Origin of the sequence: Bradyrhizobium sp. SRL28 (assembly GCF_018596315.1) — a bacterium.
In the GTDB taxonomy this organism is placed as follows: Bacteria; Pseudomonadota; Alphaproteobacteria; order Rhizobiales; family Xanthobacteraceae; genus Bradyrhizobium.
The window spans coordinates 15,522-35,516 of record NZ_JAHEAG010000049.1 but is presented as its reverse complement, the minus strand read 5'-3'; the positions used below and the strand labels follow the sequence as shown (position 1 = coordinate 35,516).

Annotated in this window: 19 protein-coding genes and 1 pseudogene; 13 read left to right on the top strand and 7 right to left on the bottom strand. The window is 63.9% G+C overall.

Annotation, left to right across the window (positions count from 1 at the left end; all coding sequences use genetic code 11):
- The first annotated feature begins 115 nt into the window (after window positions 1-115).
- Both KIP88_RS40085 and KIP88_RS40080 read left to right on the top strand, forming a co-directional pair.
- Window positions 116-1,387, top strand: coding sequence for a serine hydrolase (locus KIP88_RS40085; protein WP_214493646.1), 1,272 nt, complete (start codon window positions 116-118; stop codon window positions 1,385-1,387).
- Window positions 1,388-1,659: 272 nt separating this feature from the next.
- Window positions 1,660-2,628 carry a peptidyl-alpha-hydroxyglycine alpha-amidating lyase family protein gene (locus KIP88_RS40080; RefSeq protein WP_214493645.1) on the top strand — a complete coding sequence of 323 codons (969 nt, stop codon included), beginning with the start codon at window positions 1,660-1,662 and terminating at the stop codon, window positions 2,626-2,628.
- Between the two features lie 11 nt (window positions 2,629-2,639).
- Here the strand turns inward: KIP88_RS40080 and KIP88_RS40075 are convergent, their stop codons facing one another.
- Complete coding sequence (locus tag KIP88_RS40075) at window positions 2,640-3,545, bottom strand: LysR family transcriptional regulator (RefSeq protein ID WP_214493644.1); 906 nt, start codon at window positions 3,543-3,545, stop codon at window positions 2,640-2,642.
- 203 nt (window positions 3,546-3,748) lie between these two features.
- Here KIP88_RS40075 and KIP88_RS40070 point away from each other — a divergent pair, with 203 nt between their 5' ends.
- The gene (locus KIP88_RS40070) at window positions 3,749-4,174 is read left to right on the top strand and encodes a nuclear transport factor 2 family protein (protein WP_214493643.1); all 426 of its coding nucleotides are present in this window, start codon (window positions 3,749-3,751) and stop codon (window positions 4,172-4,174) included.
- Between the two features lie 49 nt (window positions 4,175-4,223).
- The gene (locus tag KIP88_RS40065) at window positions 4,224-4,856 is read left to right on the top strand and encodes a LysE family translocator (RefSeq protein ID WP_214493642.1); all 633 of its coding nucleotides are present in this window, start codon (window positions 4,224-4,226) and stop codon (window positions 4,854-4,856) included.
- A 10-nt stretch (window positions 4,857-4,866) separates the two neighbouring features.
- Here the strand turns inward: KIP88_RS40065 and KIP88_RS40060 are convergent, their stop codons facing one another.
- Complete coding sequence (locus tag KIP88_RS40060) at window positions 4,867-6,627, bottom strand: chloride channel protein (protein WP_214493641.1); 1,761 nt, start codon at window positions 6,625-6,627, stop codon at window positions 4,867-4,869.
- Between the two features lie 193 nt (window positions 6,628-6,820).
- On the opposite strand from KIP88_RS40060, the gene KIP88_RS40055 reads away from it, so the two are divergent.
- From KIP88_RS40055 to KIP88_RS40025, 7 genes and pseudogenes are all read left to right on the top strand, one after another.
- A complete protein-coding gene (locus tag KIP88_RS40055) occupies window positions 6,821-7,378 on the top strand; it encodes an HNH endonuclease (protein WP_214493640.1) in 558 nt (185 codons plus the stop codon).
- Between the two features lie 543 nt (window positions 7,379-7,921).
- Window positions 7,922-9,439, top strand: coding sequence for an AMP-binding protein (locus tag KIP88_RS40050; protein WP_214493639.1), 1,518 nt, complete (start codon window positions 7,922-7,924; stop codon window positions 9,437-9,439).
- A 162-nt stretch (window positions 9,440-9,601) separates the two neighbouring features.
- Window positions 9,602-10,573 (top strand): S1C family serine protease, encoded by a 972-nt coding sequence (locus KIP88_RS40045; RefSeq protein ID WP_214493638.1) that lies wholly within the window; start codon window positions 9,602-9,604, stop codon window positions 10,571-10,573.
- A 138-nt stretch (window positions 10,574-10,711) separates the two neighbouring features.
- Window positions 10,712-11,785, top strand: a complete 1,074-nt coding sequence (locus KIP88_RS40040) for a phospholipase (protein WP_214493637.1) — start codon at window positions 10,712-10,714, stop codon at window positions 11,783-11,785.
- Window positions 11,786-11,901: 116 nt separating this feature from the next.
- Window positions 11,902-13,235: pseudogene (locus KIP88_RS40035) on the top strand (hypothetical protein).
- A 24-nt stretch (window positions 13,236-13,259) separates the two neighbouring features.
- The gene (locus KIP88_RS40030) at window positions 13,260-14,111 is read left to right on the top strand and encodes a hypothetical protein (RefSeq protein WP_214493636.1); all 852 of its coding nucleotides are present in this window, start codon (window positions 13,260-13,262) and stop codon (window positions 14,109-14,111) included.
- Between the two features lie 54 nt (window positions 14,112-14,165).
- Complete coding sequence (locus KIP88_RS40025) at window positions 14,166-14,372, top strand: hypothetical protein (protein WP_214493635.1); 207 nt, start codon at window positions 14,166-14,168, stop codon at window positions 14,370-14,372.
- 63 nt (window positions 14,373-14,435) lie between these two features.
- On the opposite strand, the gene KIP88_RS40020 is transcribed toward KIP88_RS40025, so the two are convergent.
- The 4 genes from KIP88_RS40020 to KIP88_RS40005 all read right to left on the bottom strand — a co-directional run bounded on the left by KIP88_RS40020 (window position 14,436) and on the right by KIP88_RS40005 (window position 16,927).
- Complete coding sequence (locus KIP88_RS40020) at window positions 14,436-15,113, bottom strand: DsbA family protein (protein WP_214493634.1); 678 nt, start codon at window positions 15,111-15,113, stop codon at window positions 14,436-14,438.
- A gap of 30 nt (window positions 15,114-15,143) precedes the next feature.
- The gene (locus KIP88_RS40015) at window positions 15,144-15,929 is read right to left on the bottom strand and encodes a sulfite exporter TauE/SafE family protein (protein WP_214493649.1); all 786 of its coding nucleotides are present in this window, start codon (window positions 15,927-15,929) and stop codon (window positions 15,144-15,146) included.
- A gap of 90 nt (window positions 15,930-16,019) precedes the next feature.
- Complete coding sequence (locus tag KIP88_RS40010) at window positions 16,020-16,496, bottom strand: PaaI family thioesterase (RefSeq protein ID WP_214493633.1); 477 nt, start codon at window positions 16,494-16,496, stop codon at window positions 16,020-16,022.
- Window positions 16,497-16,501: 5 nt separating this feature from the next.
- Window positions 16,502-16,927, bottom strand: coding sequence for a thioesterase family protein (locus KIP88_RS40005; protein WP_214493632.1), 426 nt, complete (start codon window positions 16,925-16,927; stop codon window positions 16,502-16,504).
- 97 nt (window positions 16,928-17,024) lie between these two features.
- Between KIP88_RS40005 and KIP88_RS40000 the strand changes: the two genes are divergently transcribed.
- On the top strand, window positions 17,025-17,630 hold the full coding sequence (locus KIP88_RS40000) for a TetR/AcrR family transcriptional regulator (RefSeq protein WP_214493631.1): 606 nt from the start codon (window positions 17,025-17,027) through the stop codon (window positions 17,628-17,630).
- A gap of 41 nt (window positions 17,631-17,671) precedes the next feature.
- On the opposite strand, the gene KIP88_RS39995 is transcribed toward KIP88_RS40000, so the two are convergent.
- Complete coding sequence (locus tag KIP88_RS39995) at window positions 17,672-18,166, bottom strand: hypothetical protein (protein WP_214493630.1); 495 nt, start codon at window positions 18,164-18,166, stop codon at window positions 17,672-17,674.
- 248 nt (window positions 18,167-18,414) lie between these two features.
- Between KIP88_RS39995 and KIP88_RS39990 the strand changes: the two genes are divergently transcribed.
- Window positions 18,415-19,500, top strand: coding sequence for an AbrB family transcriptional regulator (locus KIP88_RS39990; RefSeq protein ID WP_214493629.1), 1,086 nt, complete (start codon window positions 18,415-18,417; stop codon window positions 19,498-19,500).
- Window positions 19,501-19,995: the final 495 nt, after the last annotated feature.

Genomic DNA, 19,995 nt, shown 5'->3' with positions numbered 1-19,995 from the left:
CCAATAAGCGACATTGCGCACCGTAACGGCAGTAGCAAACCTCATTCAAATCGATATGCTGAATGTGCCACAAGCGCACGCAGAGCGAGCCGCTTTATCTTCGCGGAAGCACGCCATGACGCATATGCAACACTCACTGATAAAGGCCCTGGCATTCTTCAGTGCAATCGGATGTGTTCTTATGACTGTCGCGCTCTCGACAGCTATCTATCCTGCTATCAAGAACCCTTCGATAGGGGGATTTTCGCAGATTACTTCTTGGTACAAGAAACGGATTGATGCGGTCGACCCTTCGGGCAAGGACCTGTCGGGTGCAGTCATCGCCATAGCTAAAGAGGGCAAGCTTGCTTATCTTCAACCCATTGGCTTCCAAGATCGAGCCAAGACCATTCCCATGACGACCGACTCGATCTTCTGGATCGCGTCGATGACCAAGCCGATCACCAGTGTTGCAGCCATGATGCTGGTAGACGACGGCAAGCTCGATCTCGATGCGCCGGTCGCGAAATACCTGCCCGAGCTGAAGACCATGCAAGTCGCGACCGCGAAGCCTAACCCGGCGTCAGGGAAGATCGACATTGCGCTAGAACCGCCGAAGCGACCAATGACCGTGCGCGACCTGCTTCGTCATACTTCCGGCTTGGTCTATCCGCCGCAATTTGTAGATGAGCCGATCAACAGGCTCTACGCTAAGGCCGCTTTCAAGCCGGACAATTCCCTCGCCGAGTTTGTGACAAGTCTTTCGATCTTGCCGCTGGCACACCAACCGAGTGAGGTCTGGGAATACAGCTGGGGCGTAGATGTTCTGGCGAGGATTGTCGAAGTTGCTTCCGGCCAGGAGTTGGATCAATTCCTGCAGAGCCGCATTTTCAAGCCCCTCGGGATGGTTGACACCGGCTTCTACGTACCGAGCGAAAACCTCGGCCGCGTGGTCGAGGCACCAACGACGCGGCCTCCTCAATTTGACATCACAAAGCCGCGCAAGCTCCTTTCAGGTGGCGGCGGACTTGCCTCGACGGCTCTCGACTACTTGCGCTTCTGCCAAATGTTGCTCAATGGGGGTGAGCTCGACGGAGTTAGGATACTCGCACCTGAGACAGTGAAGCTGATGACCGCCAACGCGCTACCATACGATGTTAGCTTTGTGGGCCGCAGTGTCGGCCCAGGCCATGGGACAACGTTTGGCCTCGGCTTTGCCATTCGCTCCAGCGGCGGGTCAGCCGGCAGTTTTGGCTGGAGTGGAGTTTGGGGGACGCAGTTCTGGGTTGATCCGGCGCAGAAGGTGATCGCTGTACAGATGATCCAGGTCGCACCAGAAAAGGTCAGCGATTATTTCACGGCGATGCGCAATCTGACGTACGGAGCGCTGAATATCTCGCAACATTGAGTTCTTCGCGTCTTGTCGAATACCGAGGCGACCGCTGCCGCGCGGCGACGCGCAGAAGCGGATTGCCGAGGTCTGCAACGGGGCAAAATCCGAAGAACTCACCTTGAGCACAATTGGTCCGCTGCGCTCCCGGAAGCGGACGTCTCATCCGGCCGTTTGTGAGTACACGCCTAGTCTAGTCTGGAAGAAACGTGCCATGCGCAAATCCCCCTCGTGCTTCGGACAGGTCTCTGCAACACTCCCGCCAACAAATATCAGATGGGGAGAAACGCATGTCGGCCATTCTCGGCTCGGGCGAGCATCGTTACCGCGTGGTGGAGAATTTTGCAAAACTGCCTGACGGATGGAGCCTGACCGACGCCGCTTCCGTCGCGGTCGACAGCAAGGACCGCATTTACGTCTTCAACCGCGGCGACCATCCGATGGTGGTGCTGGATCGCGAGGGTAACTTCATCACCAGCTGGGGCGAAGGCCTGTTCAACCGCGCCCACGGCCTGCATATCGACGCCGACGACAATCTCTATTGCACCGATGACGGTGACCATACCGTGCGCAAGTGCTCGACCGACGGCAAGGTGCTGCTGACGATCGGCATCCCGAACAAGCCCGCGCCGTTCATGAGCGGCGAGCCGTTCCACCGCTGCACCCATACGGCGCTGTCGCCGAAGGGCGAGATCTACGTCTCCGACGGCTACGGCAATGCCTGCGTCCACAAATATTCGCCTGACGGAAAGCTGCTGAAGACCTGGGGCGAGCCCGGCACCGATCCCGGCCAGTTCAACATCGTCCACAACATCGCGACCGATTCCGACGGCTGGGTCTATGTCGCCGATCGCGAGAACCACCGCGTGCAGGTGTTCGACGGCAACGGCAAATACGAGACGCAGTGGAACTTTCTGCACCGGCCCTGCGCACTGTGTTGCTGCGGCGGCAAGCAGCCGAATTTCATCGTCGGCGAACTCGGGCCCGGCATGGCGGTCAATCGCAAGGTGCCCAATCTCGGCCCGCGGCTCTCGATCGTCGATTCAAAAGGCAAACGGATCGCCCGCCTCGGCGGCGAGAACGGCCCGGGGCTGGAGGCCGGCAAATTCCTCGCTCCCCACGGCATCGCGATGGATTCGAGGGGCGACATCTATATCGGCGAAGTCGGCGTCACCGACTGGAAGACCAGCTTTCCGGATACGCCGATGCCGCCGGAGGTTCGGGTGAGCCGTTGCCTGCAGAAGCTGGAGAAGATCTAAGGCTGGCACCATCAGCCCCGCCCGTCGAACAGCCTGTGCTCGCGGGCAAGGCCCTCTCCAACGACATCGAAGAAGGCGCGGACCCGCGCGGTACGTTTGAGGTCAGCGTGGGTCACGATCCAGAGTTCACCAGCCAGGTCCGGCACCGGACCAGGCAGCGCGCGGGCGAGATCGGAATCTTCGTCGCCGAGATAGCAGGGAAGCAGCGCAAGGCCGATGCCGGCCTTCGCGGCGATGAACTGATTGACGAGGCTGTTGGTCCGATAAACGAAGGCGTCACCCGGCACCGTTCGATTCAGCCATTCCGCGGCCATGATGCCGGCAGCCGTGTCCTCCCATCCGATCAGCGCGTGGCGGCCGAGATCTTCCGGGGATGAAACGGCCCCGCCGCTCTCTTCGAGATAGCTGATAGCGCCATAGACGGCCCAGGCGACATCGGCGAGCTTGCGGCCCCAGAGATCACCCTCCTTCGGCCGCATCGGGCGAAGCGCGATATCAGCCTCGCGGCGCGAGAGGCTGAGGACGCGGTTGTCGATCACGAGCTCGACGACGATGCCGGGATGGGTTTGCCGGAACCTTGCAAGGTGGCTGGTCAGCTTTCGATACGCGAGCGTCTCCGAGGAGGTGACGCGCAAGCGGCCGGAGAGACGATGATCGCGGCCGGCAATGTCGCGATCGAGGGCGAGCGCCTCATCTTCCATGCGCTCCGCCGCGGCCGCCATCCGCTCGCCCGCCGGCGTCGCCTGATACGCTCCGCCGGGAAGCCGTTCAAACAGGCGAACACCGAGCCGGGTTTCCAGCGCATTCAGGCGCCGGAACGCGGTCGAATGGTCGATATCCAGCGCTTTGGCGGCGCCGGTGAGACTGCTTGCCCGATGCACCGCCAACACGAGTTGGGGCTCGTTCCAATCCTCCATGGCTGCACAGCTAGGCGCCCCTTGCAGTTTCGCAAGTGACGCTGGCGCAATTCCAACGTGCTTTCCGTGCCGCCAGACGTTACCTGTCAGTGCAACGAGAAAGCGAGATGTGGGAACACATTATGACGCCTGTGCAGCTTTGCACCGATGAGGTCGCTGCGTCAGTTCGCTGATCGATCAACCCTGAACATGGGAGTTGAGCCATGGGAGCTCCGTCCCCCGAACTTTGCAATCTCTGGCTGGCACGCGCGTTCAATGCGCAGGACGTTGACGCGGCGGCGACGATGTACCACCCCGACGCCTCGATCGTTCAGGTCGACGAAGTCCATGGCGGCAACAGCATTGCGCGCGGCGCAGACGGCATCCGCAAGACGATGGCCGCCTATGTCGGATTGAAGCCGCACATGGATGTCGTGACCCACCACACGACAGTCTCCGGCGACTTCGCGATGACGCGGTCGCAATGGCTGATCAAGGGCACCGGCGAAGACGGCAAGCCGACCAAGGTGCATCACCACGGCATGGAGGTTCACCGCCGGCTGCCCGACGGCACCTGGGTGTTTTTTATGGATCATCCCTTCGGCGCCGATCCGAATTGGGCGGTCGAAGCTCCGCCACACACCGAATAGTCCAGCCCGTTACAGTCAAGCCGTGCAAGCCGCCCCGGAGGATTAGACAATGCAAGAACTTGCAACGCTCGCCAGCATCGTCGCCGCGCTCAGCGTTGGGGTGATCAGCCCCGGGCCCAGCTTCGTGATGGTGGCCCGCGTGGCTGTCGCATCAAGCAGGATCAGGGCGCTTGCCACAGCGCTGGGCATGGGTGCAGGGGGCGCCATCTTCGGCGCGGCGGCGCTGCTCGGGCTACAGAGCGTCCTGCTGGCTGTGCCCGCGCTCTATGCAGGGCTCAGGGTTCTGGGAGGCCTGTACCTTTGCTACCTGGGCTTTCTCATATTCAGATCTGCGCAGCGGCCCCTCGCGGTCGTCGGGGCCGGCGGCCAGGACAGCCGTCGGCCGTTCGGCGCGTTCTGGCTGGGCGTCACGACACAGGTCAGCAACCCAAAGACAGCGATCGTCTATGCAAGCGTGTTCGCCGCTTTTCTCCCCGTATCCTTCTCACTGGGGTTTGCCGCCGCGCTGCTTGCAGCCGTGTTCCTTGTTGAGTCTGCCTGGTATGCGCTGGTCGCCTTTCTCTTCTCGTCGCCAGGACCGCAACGGGCTTACCTGTCGTACAAGTCCTGGGTTGATCGGGCGGCCGGCGCCGTCATGTTCGGCTTGGGCCTGAAGCTCATGACCAGCGCCGCCAAACCGTGAACACCAGCGCTCAAACCTCGCCGATCGCCTCCCGCCTGCGCTTGTCGGATTCTTCCGCGTAGCGCCGCATGGCATGGGCTTCGGTGAGAATCCCGACCGGCCGGTGCTCGCCATCGGTTTCGACGACCGCCAGCGATTCCGCTTCGGCGGCGTCAAAGACGGCGATGGCTTCCTGAATGTTCATGGCCGGATTCAGCACGACCTCCCGATGATGCAGGATGCCGATGAGGCCGCGCGCCGCATTGATATCCGGTGCGTGCGCTTCGGCGACCACCGCCAACCCGACATAACGCCCCGTGGCATCGATCGCGACGACCTGCGTCTTCGACCCCAGCGGAAATTTCACCCGGAAGTCCTCGATCCCGATACCGGCATCGACCGTAGCGACATCCGGCCGCATCAGGCGCTGGACCGTGAGATCTCGAATCCAGCCGACATCGGCGGCGCTGCGGATGGTCTCGCCCCGCAGGTGAAATCGCCAGGTGGCAAAGGAGTAGCCGAACAGTTCCCGCGTGATCATGGTCGAGATGATGACCGCAACCAGCACCGCCGTCGTCAGCCATAGATTGCCGGTCGATTCCAGCGCGATGAATGACATCGTCAAGGGACCGCCGATCACCGACGCCGACAGCGCGCTCATGCCGATCACCGCATAGACATTCGAATCGAGGCCGAGATTCGGCCAGACCAGATCGACGCCGTCGGCGAACAGGCGGCCGCCGAGCGCGCCCATGAACAGCGTCGCGAAGAACAATCCGCCTCGGAAGCCGGACCCGAGCGAAATAATCGAGGCCATCGCCTTCAGAACGAAGACACCGGCGATGATCTGCAACGGCATCGAGACGAGGCCGGAAAAATGCAGCGCGCCATGACCGGACGACATCACCTGCGGCGTCAGCAGCGCGAGCAGACCGACCGCGAGGCCGCCGAGCGCCGGGCGCAGCGGCGACCAGAGACCGGTCGTCGCAAGCGCCATCTCGCACAAGGCCACGCCACGCATGATGAAGATGCCAAACAACGCCGCCAGACCCCCGAGCAGCGCGGCAAGGGCAAGATCGCGCCCGACCACGTCGCCGACCGGGCCGACGCTGATGCCGAGCGATAGCGCCTCAAATCCATGGGTGACGAAATAACCCGCCACGGCGGCGACGCCGACCGGCGCGAGGCTCGCCGGCGTATAGCCTCCGATCACGAGTTCGAACGCATAGAACGCGCCGGCGAGCGGGGCGCCGAACGCGCCCGAGATCGCAGCGGCCGCTCCGCAGCCGACCATCATGCGCTGATCGGCGCGGCGCAGGTGAAATCCACGGCCGAGCGAAGCGGCAAGGCCGCTCGCAAGTTGGGTATATCCCGCTTCAAGACCGACCGACGCCCCGACGCCGCTGGACCAGGTGGTCTGCAGGGCCACAATGACGCTGCCGCGAAACGACATCCGCCCGCCATGCAAGGCATTGGCTTCGATCGGATCGATCTCGCGCGCGGGCCGCCAGCGCAGCAATAGCAGCAGGGCCACGCCCAGCAGCAAGCCGCCGAGGCTTGGAACCAGCACGGCCCGCAGCGTCTCGACACCTGGCTGGCTGGAAAGCCGCTCCGTGATGCTGATGTTGAACAGCAGCGCGTGCAGAGCCGCCACCGCCACGCTCATCGCCAGCACCACCAGGCCGCCGATGGTTCCGATCATCGCCGCCAGGACCACCAGGCTCGTTTCATGGGCGCGAACGAACGCCCGTAACCGGCGCGGAGCCTCAAGATAACGTGAAGGGGTGCCCATTTTTGAGGTCCGCCTGCGGCCGAACGACGCCTGTCCGTCCGATTTAGCGGTCTTCGCGGCCACGATGCAAATACGGGCGGAACGGTGGCAGCGGCGGATAAGCCCCGGAACGCTCTTCACAATCCCGTCACGCTGCCTGTAGTATGCAGGGCGCATGCTGCTTCGCAGCTAACATGGGGGTCAGGAGCGTTACTTGAACGCACATGTCTCGCAAGGCGGTTGGCCGGTACTGGTGCTGAACGCGGATTTCCGGCCGCTGAGTTATTACCCGCTGTCTCTCTGGTCGTGGCAGGACGCGATCAAGGCGGTGTTTCTCGATCGCGTCAATATTGTCGAGCATTACGACCGCGCGGTGCACAGCCCGAGCTTCGAGATCCAGCTTCCGAGCGTGGTGTCGCTGAAGTCGTTCGTCAAGCCGACCACGCATCCCGCCTTCACCCGGTTCAACGTCTTCCTGCGCGACCGCTTCGTCTGCCAGTACTGCCACGCGCATGACGACCTCACCTTCGATCACATCATCCCGCGCAGCAAGGGCGGCCAGACCACCTGGGAAAATGTCGTCGCGGCCTGCTCGCCGTGCAATCTGCGCAAGGGCAATCTGACGCCGCAGCAGGCGCGGATGTTTCCGAGGCAACACCCGTTCGCGCCGACGGTGCATCAGCTGCATCGGAACGGGCGACTGTTTCCGCCGAACTATCTGCACGATAGCTGGCTGGATTATTTATACTGGGATACGGAACTCGATCCGTAAGAGTCGCGCGCGGATTTTCTCGTGGGCTCCGTCAATGCGAAATTTACCTTGATGGCGAGCCCGGGTTGGCTCTTGGCAAGCAATCGCTAGATGCCCTTACGAAGGGATCGCGGTCATGCGGCCAAGCGGGCGACTTTCCAGATTTCTGCTCAACGCTCTCGGTTTCTGCGTCGGCATTTTGCTATGCGCTGCCATCGGCGACTATCTGTGCTATGTGTTGCTGACGCTGCTCGCACTCGGCTTGATCGTCCGCGCCCTGGAGCCTCTCGCGAGGAAGCGCGGCTGGGGCAGCGAGGGTCGCCTCACGCGCTACCTCAGCCGACCTCGCTTCATCGACGAATCAAAGCAACGCATTCTAAATTGGGGCAGTCCGACGTCCTGGTGAATGAACTGACGCAAGCGTTTCCTGTCTGTCAGAGAGCAGTCGCTCTGCCGCTTATCCTGCCTTGACTCACCCCGGCTCTCGTTGGTGAAGTGCCGATGGCGGTGAACCGCCTCATCAGAAGCACAAGAGCGGCATCAACGCCCCAACGGAAACACCCCATGCTCATCCCTATTGCCGACGTGCCGCGCTGGTATGCCGAACGCAAGCCGAGCGATACGATCGCCATCAGCCATGCTGACGACACGCTCACCTGGGAGCAACTCGAACGCAACGCCAACCGCCGCGCGCGCGCCTTCGCCGCCAAGGGCGTCAAGCCCGGCGATTTCGTCGCGATCGGGCTGCCCAACAGCAACGTGTTTTTCGAAACCACCTTTGCGGTGTGGAAGTGCGGCGCGACGCCCACATCGCTGACCTGGCGATTGCCGCGCGGTGAGGCTGCAGCCGTGCTCGACATCCTCAAGCCGTCTCTGGTGGTCGGCGGCCAGCCCGACTGGAATGCGCCGAATTCACTGCCGGCCGATTTCGTGCCGGACGGCGTTTCCGACGAACCAATCAACAACCCGGTGGCGCGCTACTGGAAGGCGATGACCAGCGGCGGCTCGACCGGTCGGCCGAAAGTGATCCTCGATCACAAGCCCGCCGTGGTCGATACCGCCGGACCGGCGGCGCTCGGCATGCCACTCGGCGCTTCCCTGCTCAACCCCGGCCCGCTCTACCACAACGCCCCCTTCATCGTTTCGCACACTGCGCTGTTCAATGGCGGACGCGTCACCGGCCTTGTCAAATTCGACGCCGAGGAATGCTTGCGCCTGATCGAGGCCAGCCGGGTTCAGTGGGTCAATTTCGTGCCCACCATGATGCACCGGATCTGGGCGCTGCCCGACGAGGTGCGCAACCGCTACGACCTGTCGAGCCTGCAGATCGTGTTTCACATGGCAGCTCCCATGCCGCCATGGCTGAAGGAAAAATGGATCGAGTGGCTGGGGCCCGAGCGCATCTACGAGCTCTATGGCGGCACCGAAGCACAGGGCGCCACGATCATATCGGGTGTTGAATGGCTCGAACATCGCGGCTCGGTCGGCAAGATCAGCGAGACCGCGCGCCTGCGCATCATCGGCGAAGACGGCAACGAGGTCGCCACCGGCGAGACCGGCGAAATTTATTTCCTGCCCAATGACGGCGCCGGCTCCACCTATCATTATCTCGGCGCCGACCCGAAGCGTCGCGCGGACGGCTGGGAATCGCTCGGCGACATCGGCCGGCTCGATGCCGAAGGTTATCTCTATCTCGGCGACCGCCTTGCCGACATGATCCTGCGCGGCGGTGCGAACATCTATCCTGCGGAAGTCGAGGCTGCGGTGACGGAACATCCCGAAGTGCGCTCCTGCGTCGTCGTCGGCCTGCCCGATCCGGAATTCGGGCAGCGTGTGCACGCCATCCTCGAACTCGACGACAGCACGGATGCGCAAGCGGTTGCCGACGGCATGGCCGCGTTCCTGGCCGACCGGCTCAGTCGCTACAAGCATCCGGAAAGCTTCGAGGCCGTCACCGTCGGCCTGCGTGACGATTCCGGCAAGGTCCGCCGGACACTGCTGCGAGACGAGCGCGCAGCCTGGCTGCAGCGGAGCCGCGACTTCCGGATCGTACCGGCCCGGGCGCGGGCGAACGCGGAATGATCCGCAATGGCCCACGGAACATTTGTGAATCTGCCCTCTTATGAGTCGCGTGACGGCCCATTTTGGGGGACACTTTCAAGACGGCCGTTTGCAGCATAGATTGTCATGTATTCCCCGCGCGCTCCTCACCTTAAAGCGCGCTGGCTCGCCAGGAGACCATCCATGCCCTCTTTGACCGAGTGGAGAGTGCCGCCCGCAAACCAGCCGCGTCCGGGCGACTACGCGTTCGACCTCGACAAAGCCTTGTCGTCGGTGGTCGGGCTGCATTCGATCATCCCGTCTGACGCCTTCAGCGCGGAGACGCTCGGCACCGAACGCGCCGGCAATGGCGTGCTGATCGATGACGGGCTGGTATTGACGATCGGCTATCTCATCACCGAGGCCGAAGCAGTGTGGCTGCATCGCGGTGACGGCCGCGTGGTGGAAGGCCACGCGCTCGGCTTCGATTTCGAATCCGGCTTCGGCCTGGTGCAGGCGCTCGGCGACCTCGATCTCGAGCCGCTGCCGCTCGGCTCTTCTGCGGCTGCGCAAATTGGCGACCGCGTGGTGGTTGGCGGCGCCGGCGGGCGCACCCGTTCGGTCGCCAGCCAGATCGCGGCCAAGCAGGAATTCGCCGGCTACTGGGAATATCTGCTGGACGAGGCGATCTTCACCCATCCCGCGCATCCCAATTGGGGCGGCACCGGGCTGATCTCGGGCCGCGGCGAACTGATCGGCATCGGCTCGCTGCAGCTCGAACGCGAGCGCGAGGGCAAGGCCGAGCACGTCAACATGATCGTGCCGATCGATCTGCTGAAGCCGGTGCTCGACGACATCAGGAAATTCGGCCGCGTCAACAAGCCGGCGCGGCCGTGGCTCGGCATGTACACCACCGAAATCGACAACCGCGTCGTGGTGGTCGGCATCGCCAGCAAGGGACCGGCAGCGCGCGCCGAACTGAAGACCGGTGACGTCATCCTCGCCGTCAACGGCGACAAGATCACCGGCCAGACCGGCTTCTACCGAAAGCTCTGGTCGCTCGGCGCCGCCGGCGTCGATGTGCCGCTCACCGTCTACCACGAGGGCGTCACATTCGACGTGGTGCTGAGTTCGACCGACCGCGCCAAGCTGTTGAAGGCGCCGCGGTTACACTAGAGTCCCATCCCGATGAAATCGGAACGGAGCTCCAGATTTCTGATTCGACGCGTTTTCTTGACGCGAACCCGTCCCCGTCCCCGGATCAAGTCCGAGGACATGCTTCGCTGGAAACCGCTCTAGGATAGGGAATGCGTAATGAGTGAGGCCGTGGTGGACGACATCGTGGCCGTGCTGCCGCCGCTGTTGCAATCGCTGGAAGCCCTGGGCTTCGTCGCGCGCTACCTCAATCCGCCGGATTTCGACCGCGTGATGGAAGCGGCCGGCAAGCCGGACGATGCGCTGCGCGCGATTCGGCCGCGGCTCGAGCAATGGCCCGCGGATTTCGCCGACATCAAGATTCCGCTCGAAACGGCAAGCGATGCCGCGCTCGCTGCGTTCGAAGCCTTGCGCGTCGTGCAAAGCGGCCATGGCGATTTCGTCAGCCTGTTTCGCGCGCTGCGTCACGCTCCGCGCGCGCAGGAAGCGCTCTATGCGCTGTCGGCAAGATTGCCGCCGGTCAACCAGTTCTTTGTCGACCCTGCAATGCGCGGCGACGCCGATCTCGCGGCGCGGCTGGCGGCGCCGGCCAATGAAAACACCGGTGTCTTCCACAATCAGAACGAGCCCGGCAGCCGCGGCGGCTTCTCGCTGTATGTGCCGGAATATTACACGCCCGACCGCGCCTGGCCGCTGGTGATGGCGCTGCACGGCGGCAGCGGCAATGGCCGCGGCTTCCTGTGGAGCTGGCTGCGCGACGCGCGCAGCCGCGGCGCGATCGTGATCGCGCCAACCGCCAACAGCAGCACCTGGGCGCTGATGGGCGAGGACACCGATACGCCGAACCTGATGCGCATCCTGGAATCCGTGCGCTTGCGATGGAACATCGATGCGGAGCGGATGCTGCTGACCGGAATGAGCGACGGCGGCACGTTCTGCTATGTGACGGGTTTCGATCGCGCCTCGCCTTTTACCCATCTCGCGCCGGTCGCGGCGACGTTCCATCCGCTGATGGCGGAAATGGCCGACGCCGACAGGCTGCGCGGCCTGCCCGTTCATATCGTGCATGGCCGGCTCGACTGGATGTTCCCGGTGCAGGTGGCGCGGCAGACCAGCCAGGCGCTGTCGGCCGCGGGTGCCAAGGTCACCTATCGCGAACTCGACGATCTCAGCCATACCTATCCGCGCGAGATGAACGCGGAGATCCTGACTTGGCTGGGCGGCGAAGCCTGACCGTCGACGCCATTCGACACAATCTCGTCGGAATTTATCTCTATGAGTTGAACGACTTAGCAAGCAACGTGGGGGCGTTGATCAGAACGGTTCGTTGAACCGGGACAGGATACGTCATGCCCACGACCAACGGCCTTGCCGCTCCGGCGGCCACGGCGCGCGCCTCCAATGCGCTGCTGCTCTCGAAGGGCGTCGCGCGCCTCGAAGTCACGCTGAAACTGACCACCGCGATCCTGGCGCTTGCGGCCGGCGTCTACACCTATCTCGGCGTCCGCGAATTGCTCAACGGCAGCCCGACCACGGTTTTCTTCGCCGCCGTGATCTATTCAGTTGCGGTGTCGGTGGGCATCTACGCCTTCTGGATATTCCTCATGCAGTTCATGCCGCATGTGGTCGACCGCACCGGTCGCGCCCTGATGTTCGGCTGCATGCTGCTGGGCTCCCTGATGATCGTGGCGATGTCGTCCTGGCTCAACGCCTCGGCGCTGGCGGGCGCCGCCGCCATTCAGCAGCATCTCGCCATCACCGTGCAGAACTATACCCGCGACCTCGATACCGCCAACAGCAACGCCATCGCAGCGCAAGGGCTGCTGCCGGATATCCAGCTCGCCTCATCGCGATTTTCCAGACTGGCCGACGCCGAGCGCGCCGGTTCGCTCACCGGCACCGCGGGCTCCGGCACCGTCGTACAACTCCTGACCTAGATGTCCGGGCAGCTCGACAGCCTCGGTCAGGAGGTCCAGGCCTCGGGCAAGCGCGTTTCGGCCTTGTTCGAACAGGGCGGCAAGCATCTGGCGAAGATGCGCGAGTTGATTTCCGACCGCGGGCCGATTTCGACGCGCAGCGACGCTTTCGCCACCGAGTCGCTGGCGCTCAGCGGCGTGATCACCAACCTGCAGCAGACGTCGGTGGCGCCCGCCGTCAAGCGCGCGGCGACGTCCCTGTCATCTGGCTTCATCGCGCCGGCCGCCGGCGGCCGCACTGCCGATCTTGCGGACCGGCAGACGGCCGTGGTCGGCAAGGTCGAGAGCTCGATCGCCACGCAGGCAGCTTCGCTCGCCGAGGCCGCCGATAAGATCCTGGCATTGCCCCGGTTCGGTTCCAGACCATGTCGCCCGCCGAAGCCGTGCTTCGCTACGCCAGCGATTTCATTCCGAGCTGGGCGGGCGCGATCTCGATCGACCTGATGCCGGCAGTGCTGGTGCTGATCCTGTGCGTGGTGCATGCCGCGATCCGGCGCGAGGGGATGCCGGCCTTCAGCGCCTCCGGCATGACGGCGGGCGAACTGGTCGCCGCATTGCAGATGGCCCGCGAGGTCGAGGAAGCGCGGCGCGTGGCGCGGCCCGATGCTGTCGAAGCCGATTCTGACCGACCCACTGCGGCGGCCAGCTCCGACGCAGCCGTCGATGAAAACGTTACGCCGCTATCGTCGGCGCGGCACACTAAATAGGTCTTGCAAGAGATAGGTCTCGCCATGCAGCCGTCCGCGACGATTCAACAGCGCATTCATGCCTTCCTTGCGGCCAATCCCGACGAAGCGATCCTGCGCTGGATCTTTCGCAGCGTCGTCACCATCACCATCGTCGTGCTCGCAGCCGATCTCGCCGGCATGAACGGCTGGATAGACACTCCGGATTCAGCAGCCGAAGTAAGGCACGAGACACCTTCGCTTGACCTCCCCGACATCGTGCCGTCGATCCTGACGCCGCTCACGCCCGATGGCGGCAAACGCCTGACGCCCCGGCCGCTAGCAGATGGCGCGATGGCCAAGCCTATGACGTTCGAATTGGTCGGCGGCGGCAAACTGATGGCGACCGGCACCATCACGCCGGGGGTTTCCGAAGCGTTCGCCGCCGAAATCGACAAGCGTGGCGACTATATCAAGACGGTTGCGCTGAACTCGCCGGGCGGATCGGTGGCCGACGCACTGGCGATGGGACGACTCATTCGCGACAAGAATTTCGCGACCGAGATCGAACCTGGGAAATACTGCGCGTCATCGTGCCCGCTGGTGTTCGCCGCCGGCGTGGAGCGCCGGGTCGGCGACAAGGCGATCATCGGCGTGCATCAGGTGGCGGCGGCCGGCCAGGCAAGCGGCCTGCCGCGCGACGAGATGAACGTGGCGCAAAATATCTCCGCGCGATGCCAGCGCTATCTCGGCGACATGGGCGTCAACCTGCAGGTCTGGGTGCACGCCATGGAGACGCCGCATGACAAGCTCTTCGTGTTCAAGCCGGATGAATTGAAATCGCTCAATCTGGCGACGTCGACGGCCGTCCCTTCCGCAACCGCCCCCCGTCCCGCGCCTGCCAAGGTGCGTTCGTAGGCCGCGGAACCATCCGCCGGGCACGGCGTTATCAGCCGCAACGGAGGAATTGCCATGCAGACGTTTGTCGGAATGATTTTGGGTGCGCTGCTGCTGGTTGGCGGCGTCTATGTCTACGATTCCATGCAGACGTCGAGCGTCGCGAGCGGCCAGGTCGCGCAAGCCAACCGCACCATCGTCAACTGGGATGTGGCGGCAGCCGACTGGAAGACGCTGAAGACGCGCACCCATGAGGAATGGGTCAAGATTTCGTCGAAGTAATTCGGGCGATAGGAGCGATAGGATTCACGCCGTCGTCATTCACGACGGCGTTTTTTCTGATCACTAATTGGCCTTCTTCGCCTTGCGCGCGTCCGCAATCACCATCTCGAACTGCGCCATGGTCAGGATTCCCGGCACGCGGAACTTGCCGACGATGAACGACGGCGTTCCCTTGAATCCGAAGGCCACCGCCTGATCGTGGTTGCGGGCGAGGATGGTGTCGATCGCCTTGGCATTGGTGGTGGCGTCGCGGTTGAGGCGATCCATGTCGATGCCGGCGCCGGCCAGCAATTCGCGGATGCGCGGTTCGGTCAATTTCGAGCTGACGCCGATCATCGCCTCATGCGCGGCCATGTACTTGTCCTGATACTTCGCCGCCAGCGCCATCCGCGCGCCGAATTTCGAAACCTCGCCGAGGATCGGCCAGTCCTTCAGCACCAGGCGAACCTTGCCGTCGTCCTGCACCACCTGCTGGATCTCAGGCGCGATCTTGCGGCAATACGGGCAATTGTAGTCGAACCATTCGACAATGTTGACGTCGCCATCGGGATTGCCGGTGGCGGGCACATCAGGGTCGCGCAACACCAGCGCCTCGGTCAGCACGTCGTCGCTGCCTTGCGCGAACGCCGATCGCTGCGCCGCGCCGGCGCCGAGCAGCGCGGCACCGCTGCCAAACAGGCCGAGCGCCTTGCGTCGTGTGCATCCCGGGTTGGTCCCGGCCGGATTGTTCGATCGCTTCATGTGGGTCTCGCGAAGGGCTGCATCCCCCGTCTACGCCGGAGATAAGGATATGTTACGCGCCAGCATATAGAGCGCCACCGCAATAATGACCACGGCGAACACGATATTGAGCGCGCCGCGGCGCTCGGCGAGGTGCCGCGCCGAACGCGTGCCGGCCAATCCGCCGGCGATGCCGCCCGCAATGAACAGCCCGGCCAATGCCCACGACACCAGCCCGGACCAGGCATAGCTGGCAGCCGTGGTCAGGCCGAATGCGGTGACCGCGACCAGCGACGAACTCACCGCGTTCATGATCGGCATGCCGGTCGCCAGCATCAGGGCCGGCACGATCAGGAAGCCGCCGCCGATGCCGAAGAATCCGGACATGGTCCCGGTCGCGAGGCCGAGGCCGACGGTGGCCGGCATGTTCGACATCGAGACCTTGACGTCAGGCAGGCCGATGCGCGAACGCGTCTTCAGCATCAGGAGCGCGATGACGATCATGACCAGCGCGAACAGCGCCAGCAGTTTTTGGCCGTCCATCATCTTGCCGAGAATCGAGCCGCCGAAGGCGCCGGCCATGCCGGCGGCGGCGAAGATCAGCGCGCAGGACCAGATCACGGTGCCGCCGCGCGCATGGTTGGACAGGTTGATCGCGGCGTTCGCAGCCACCGCGATCGCGCTGGTGCCGATCGCGACATGGGGCTCGGAGACGCCGACCACATAGACCATCAGCGGCACCGCGAGGATCGAGCCGCCGCCACCGACCAGGCCAAGCGAGAACCCGACCAGCATCCCCGACGCCAGTCCCAGCACGCCTTGCGCGGCTGATATGATCAAGATGAAAGACTCAATAGCACGGCGGGACCATAGAAGGATTTTTCACATCCTGCTATGCCGATAGCATAAGTATGCACTGCAGCAGGGTCAGGCCGGTGCGAACGCCTTGTCCTTCGCGGCGCCCTCGCGGGCCGGCAGCGCCATCAGCGTGCCGCTCATGGTCGCGATCAAGGTCTCGACCCCGTCATGCGCCGCATAGGCGCGGGCCTCGCACACGGTCAGCGTGCGGCCGGGCTTGACGACGGTGGCACGGAAGACGAAGCGCTCGCCGCGCGCGGGCGCGAGCAGGTTGGTCTTGAATTCCACGGTGAGGATCCCCGTTGCCGCCGGCATCAGCGTGAAGGCGGCGATGCCGCAGGCATTGTCGAGGCCTGCGGTGATGATCCCGGCATGGATGAAGCCGTGCTGCTGGGTGAGGTCTGGCGAATAATCCATCGCGAGGTCGACCTCGCCGGGCTCCAGCCGCGCGATCGAAATGCCCAGCGTCTTCATCGCGCGCTGCTGCTCGAACGTATCGGTCGCGATCGCGCGGTAATCCGGGTTCTTCGGCTCGAAGCGTGACATGCGGCTCACGCCATCGCTGGTTCGAGATGCTTTTCAGCGGCGTCACGGATCGCGGGCGCGAAGGGCGCCGACTTCCGCGCCTGCCGGTCCATGTGGACGCCGACGAACTCGCAGGTCGCGGCGATCTCGCCGGTTTCGGCGTTGCGCATCTCGTGCATGAAGCGGATCGACTTGTCGCGGATTTCAAGGAGCCGGCTCCTGACCTCGACGATGTCGCCGGCCAGCAGCTCGCGCTTGTAGGTGATGGTCTGCTGCACGGCGGCCATGCCGCGGCCGGACTCGCGCAAGTAAGACGGCGTCAGCCCCAGCCTTGCGAACAGATTCCAGTTCGCCTCGTCGAACTTGCCGACATACCACATGATGTTCATGTGCCCGACATGGTCGCATTGCCAGGGATAGACCGTGCCGCGATAGGTCGCGTCCGTCTCCATCGTTCGCTCCCGCTTTTGTCATTTTGATACGGTAGCGTATCAGGCCGCGCTCGGGTTAGCAATACGGCGCCGTATCAAGAATCGGTGAGACCGGACCATGAGCGATCCCAAGAGCGACGTTAAGAGCGACGTCAAGGCAGACACGCGAACCGGCGAGGTGCGGAGCGAGAGCTGGATCGAGGCCGGCTTTGAGGAAATCGCCCGGACCGGTGTAGAGGGGGTGCGGGTGGAGGTGCTGGCAAAAAACCTCGGCGTGACCAAAGGCGGCTTCTATCGCCGCTTCCGCGACCGGGCGGCGCTGCTGGAAGCCATGCTGCAAAACTGGAGCGCGGGGCGCATCGCCGCGATCGAAAAACAGACCAGCCTCGACGGCGCGACCGCCCGCGAGCGGCTGAAGGCGCTGATCGCGCTTTACTCCGAACGGATGAATACCGAGGGCATGGCGGTTGAGCTCGCGATCCGGCAATGGGCCCGCGCAGACGAACCTGCCGCCAATGCGGTCGCCAGCGTCGACGCGGCGCGGCTGAAGAATGTCGGGCAACTCTATCGCGCGACCGGCCTGCCTCCAGAGGAAGCCGATGCGCAGGCGTTCCTGTTCTACTGCTTCGTGTTCGGCCAGAGCCTGCTGTTTCTCGAACGGGGCCCGCGCAAGCGCGCGCAACTGGTGGCGAAGTCGGCCGAGACATTGCTCCGCGGGGTGTAGGCGCGACCGAAGCATCCGGCCGCGCCCACTTCCATTGCTGCTTAGGCCGCGCCCTTCAGCTTCTTGGAGCATTCGCTGTAATAGCCGCCGCCCTTCTGGATCCACTTCAGACCGCCATTGCCGTTGGTGGCTTTGTTGGCGTTGTACTGATCCACGCAGGTGTGCATGCGGGCCTTGCCGGCGGTCTCCTTGGAATATTTGGGATCGACGGCGCTCGGATAGACCGCGGGGCCTGACGGCGCAGCAGGCGCTGCGGCTTCCTTGGCTTCCTTCTTGGATTCTTTCTTGGCGGCTTCCTTCGGCTCCGCAGCCGGAGCCGCAGCGGTCGCTGCCGCCGGAGCAGCGGCGGCGTCGGCGCCGCACTGGGCTTTCCGGAAGTCGTTCCACTTCTGGTCGCCGAGCGTGCCGGCGGCTTTCGCGGCCTTGTACTTGGCGCTGCATTCCTGCGCCGTGAGCGCCTGCGCCTGCGACGTCATCGCAAACGCAGCCAAACCCGATGCCGCGATTGCGGCCAGTATTTTTGCTTGAATAGTCATCCCTGGTCTCCATGGGGTAGTCATCTGCGCCTGCCATCCTAGCGCAACCTCAGCTTGCGACAACGGACCGGGCGACCCCTCCGGTAAAAATTTTGTGGCGTCGGGGATGCACGATCCGCCTGCGCATTCAGCCCGCGTTCAGCCTGCGCGGCGGGAGGTTTGTGCAAGGCTTGTGCAGACGCTACCGTTGCATTGCTGCAATCGCGTGACGCATTTGTACCGCGATGACGGATTTGCCATAAGGCGGCGTGAGCCTGATCCCCACTTCGATATCCTCCGCCATTGCCGACCGCGCCAAAGTTCTCGGCACGCTCGAGACGCTCGTCATCGGCGCCGCCGGCGGCCTGCTGTTTCTGTGGATTAACCTGCCGGGCGGGCTGATCTCCGGCGCGATGGTCGCCGTCGGCATCGCCGCGCTGGCGGGGCGGCCGGTTACCATGCCGCCGATCCTGACGCAGACCGTGCTGGTGCTGCTCGGCATCACGCTGGGCTCGCTGGTGTCGCGGCAGCTGATCCAGCACATGAGTGCCTATCCCTTGACCATCGGCCTGCTGGCGCTCGCGACCTTCTGCTCGACCTTCGGCTCGAGTTTTTATCTGCAGCGCTTCCACGGCTGGGATCAGACCTCGGCGCTGCTCGCCGGCAGCCCCGGCGCGCTGTCGCAGATCACCATGCTGGCCGCCGAGAAGGGCGCCGATGTTGCCGCGATCGCCGTGGTGCAGACCATGCGCGTGATCATCCTGATCGCCGCACTGCCGCTGCTGCTGGCGCTGACCGGGATTGCGTCGACGGCGCCAATAGAGGTGGCCAGCCTGATCGCCTCGCCGCTCGAACTCGCCGTGCTGGCCGCCGCGGCCATCGCCGTCGCGCTGCTGCTGCGGCTAGCCAAATTTCCGGCGAGCTGGATGTTCGGCGCGATGATTGCATCCTCCGCGCTGCACGGCACCGGCCTGATCGACGGCGGCCTGCCGCCCTGGATGCGCGGCGTGGCGCTGGTCGGCATCGGAGCGGTGATCGGCACGCGCTTTGCGCGGATCAGCAAGTCGACGCTGCTCAGCCACGTCAATGCCGGGCTGGGCTCGTTCGCGGTTGCCATAGCCATCTCCGCCGTTTTCGTCACGGTGATCGTGCTGAACACCTCTGTGCGCTTCGCCGACGTCGTCGTGGCCTTCGCCCCGGGCGCGATGGACGCCATGCTGGCGCTGGCGCTCACGCTGCACATCGATCCGATTTTCGTCGGCGCCCATCATCTGTCGCGTTTCGTGTTCGTGTCCATTACGACGCCGGGGATTGTGCATCTGTTCGGCCGACCGCAGGAGGATGTGGACGATTGAGGTGGCCGTCATCGCGAGCCACCGGGTCGCAATGACGCGGAGGTAGCGGCGCAACACGAGATCGTCATCGCCGCGGAGGCGGGGATCCAGTACGCCGCGGCTCCTCGGCTCAATCACTGCTGTCTCTGGAATACTGGGTCACCCGCCCCAGTGCGCAAGTGCGCACAAGGCGGGTGATGACAGGTGAATATGTGTCGGCGTTCTCGCGGCGCGTTACGCCCGAGGCTTGCCAGAAACTTCCTGCCCTCTCGAAATAGAGGGCGCAGGGAAGACCGGGTGCGCGCCGCACCCGCGGTCTCGCGTGCTATCTGCGCAAACAAAAGTGCACACGAGCATACAGGTTCGGCGGAAACACTCCGGCCTTCCCTGCGCAATGGCTTTACGGCTTACTTCGAGCTCTCCCCGGTGAACGGCTTTCTTGCCACCGTCGCTGCGCAAAAATGAATCTGCGCAACTTGACGCCAGCACCGCGGCGTCAGAACCACACGACTTCGC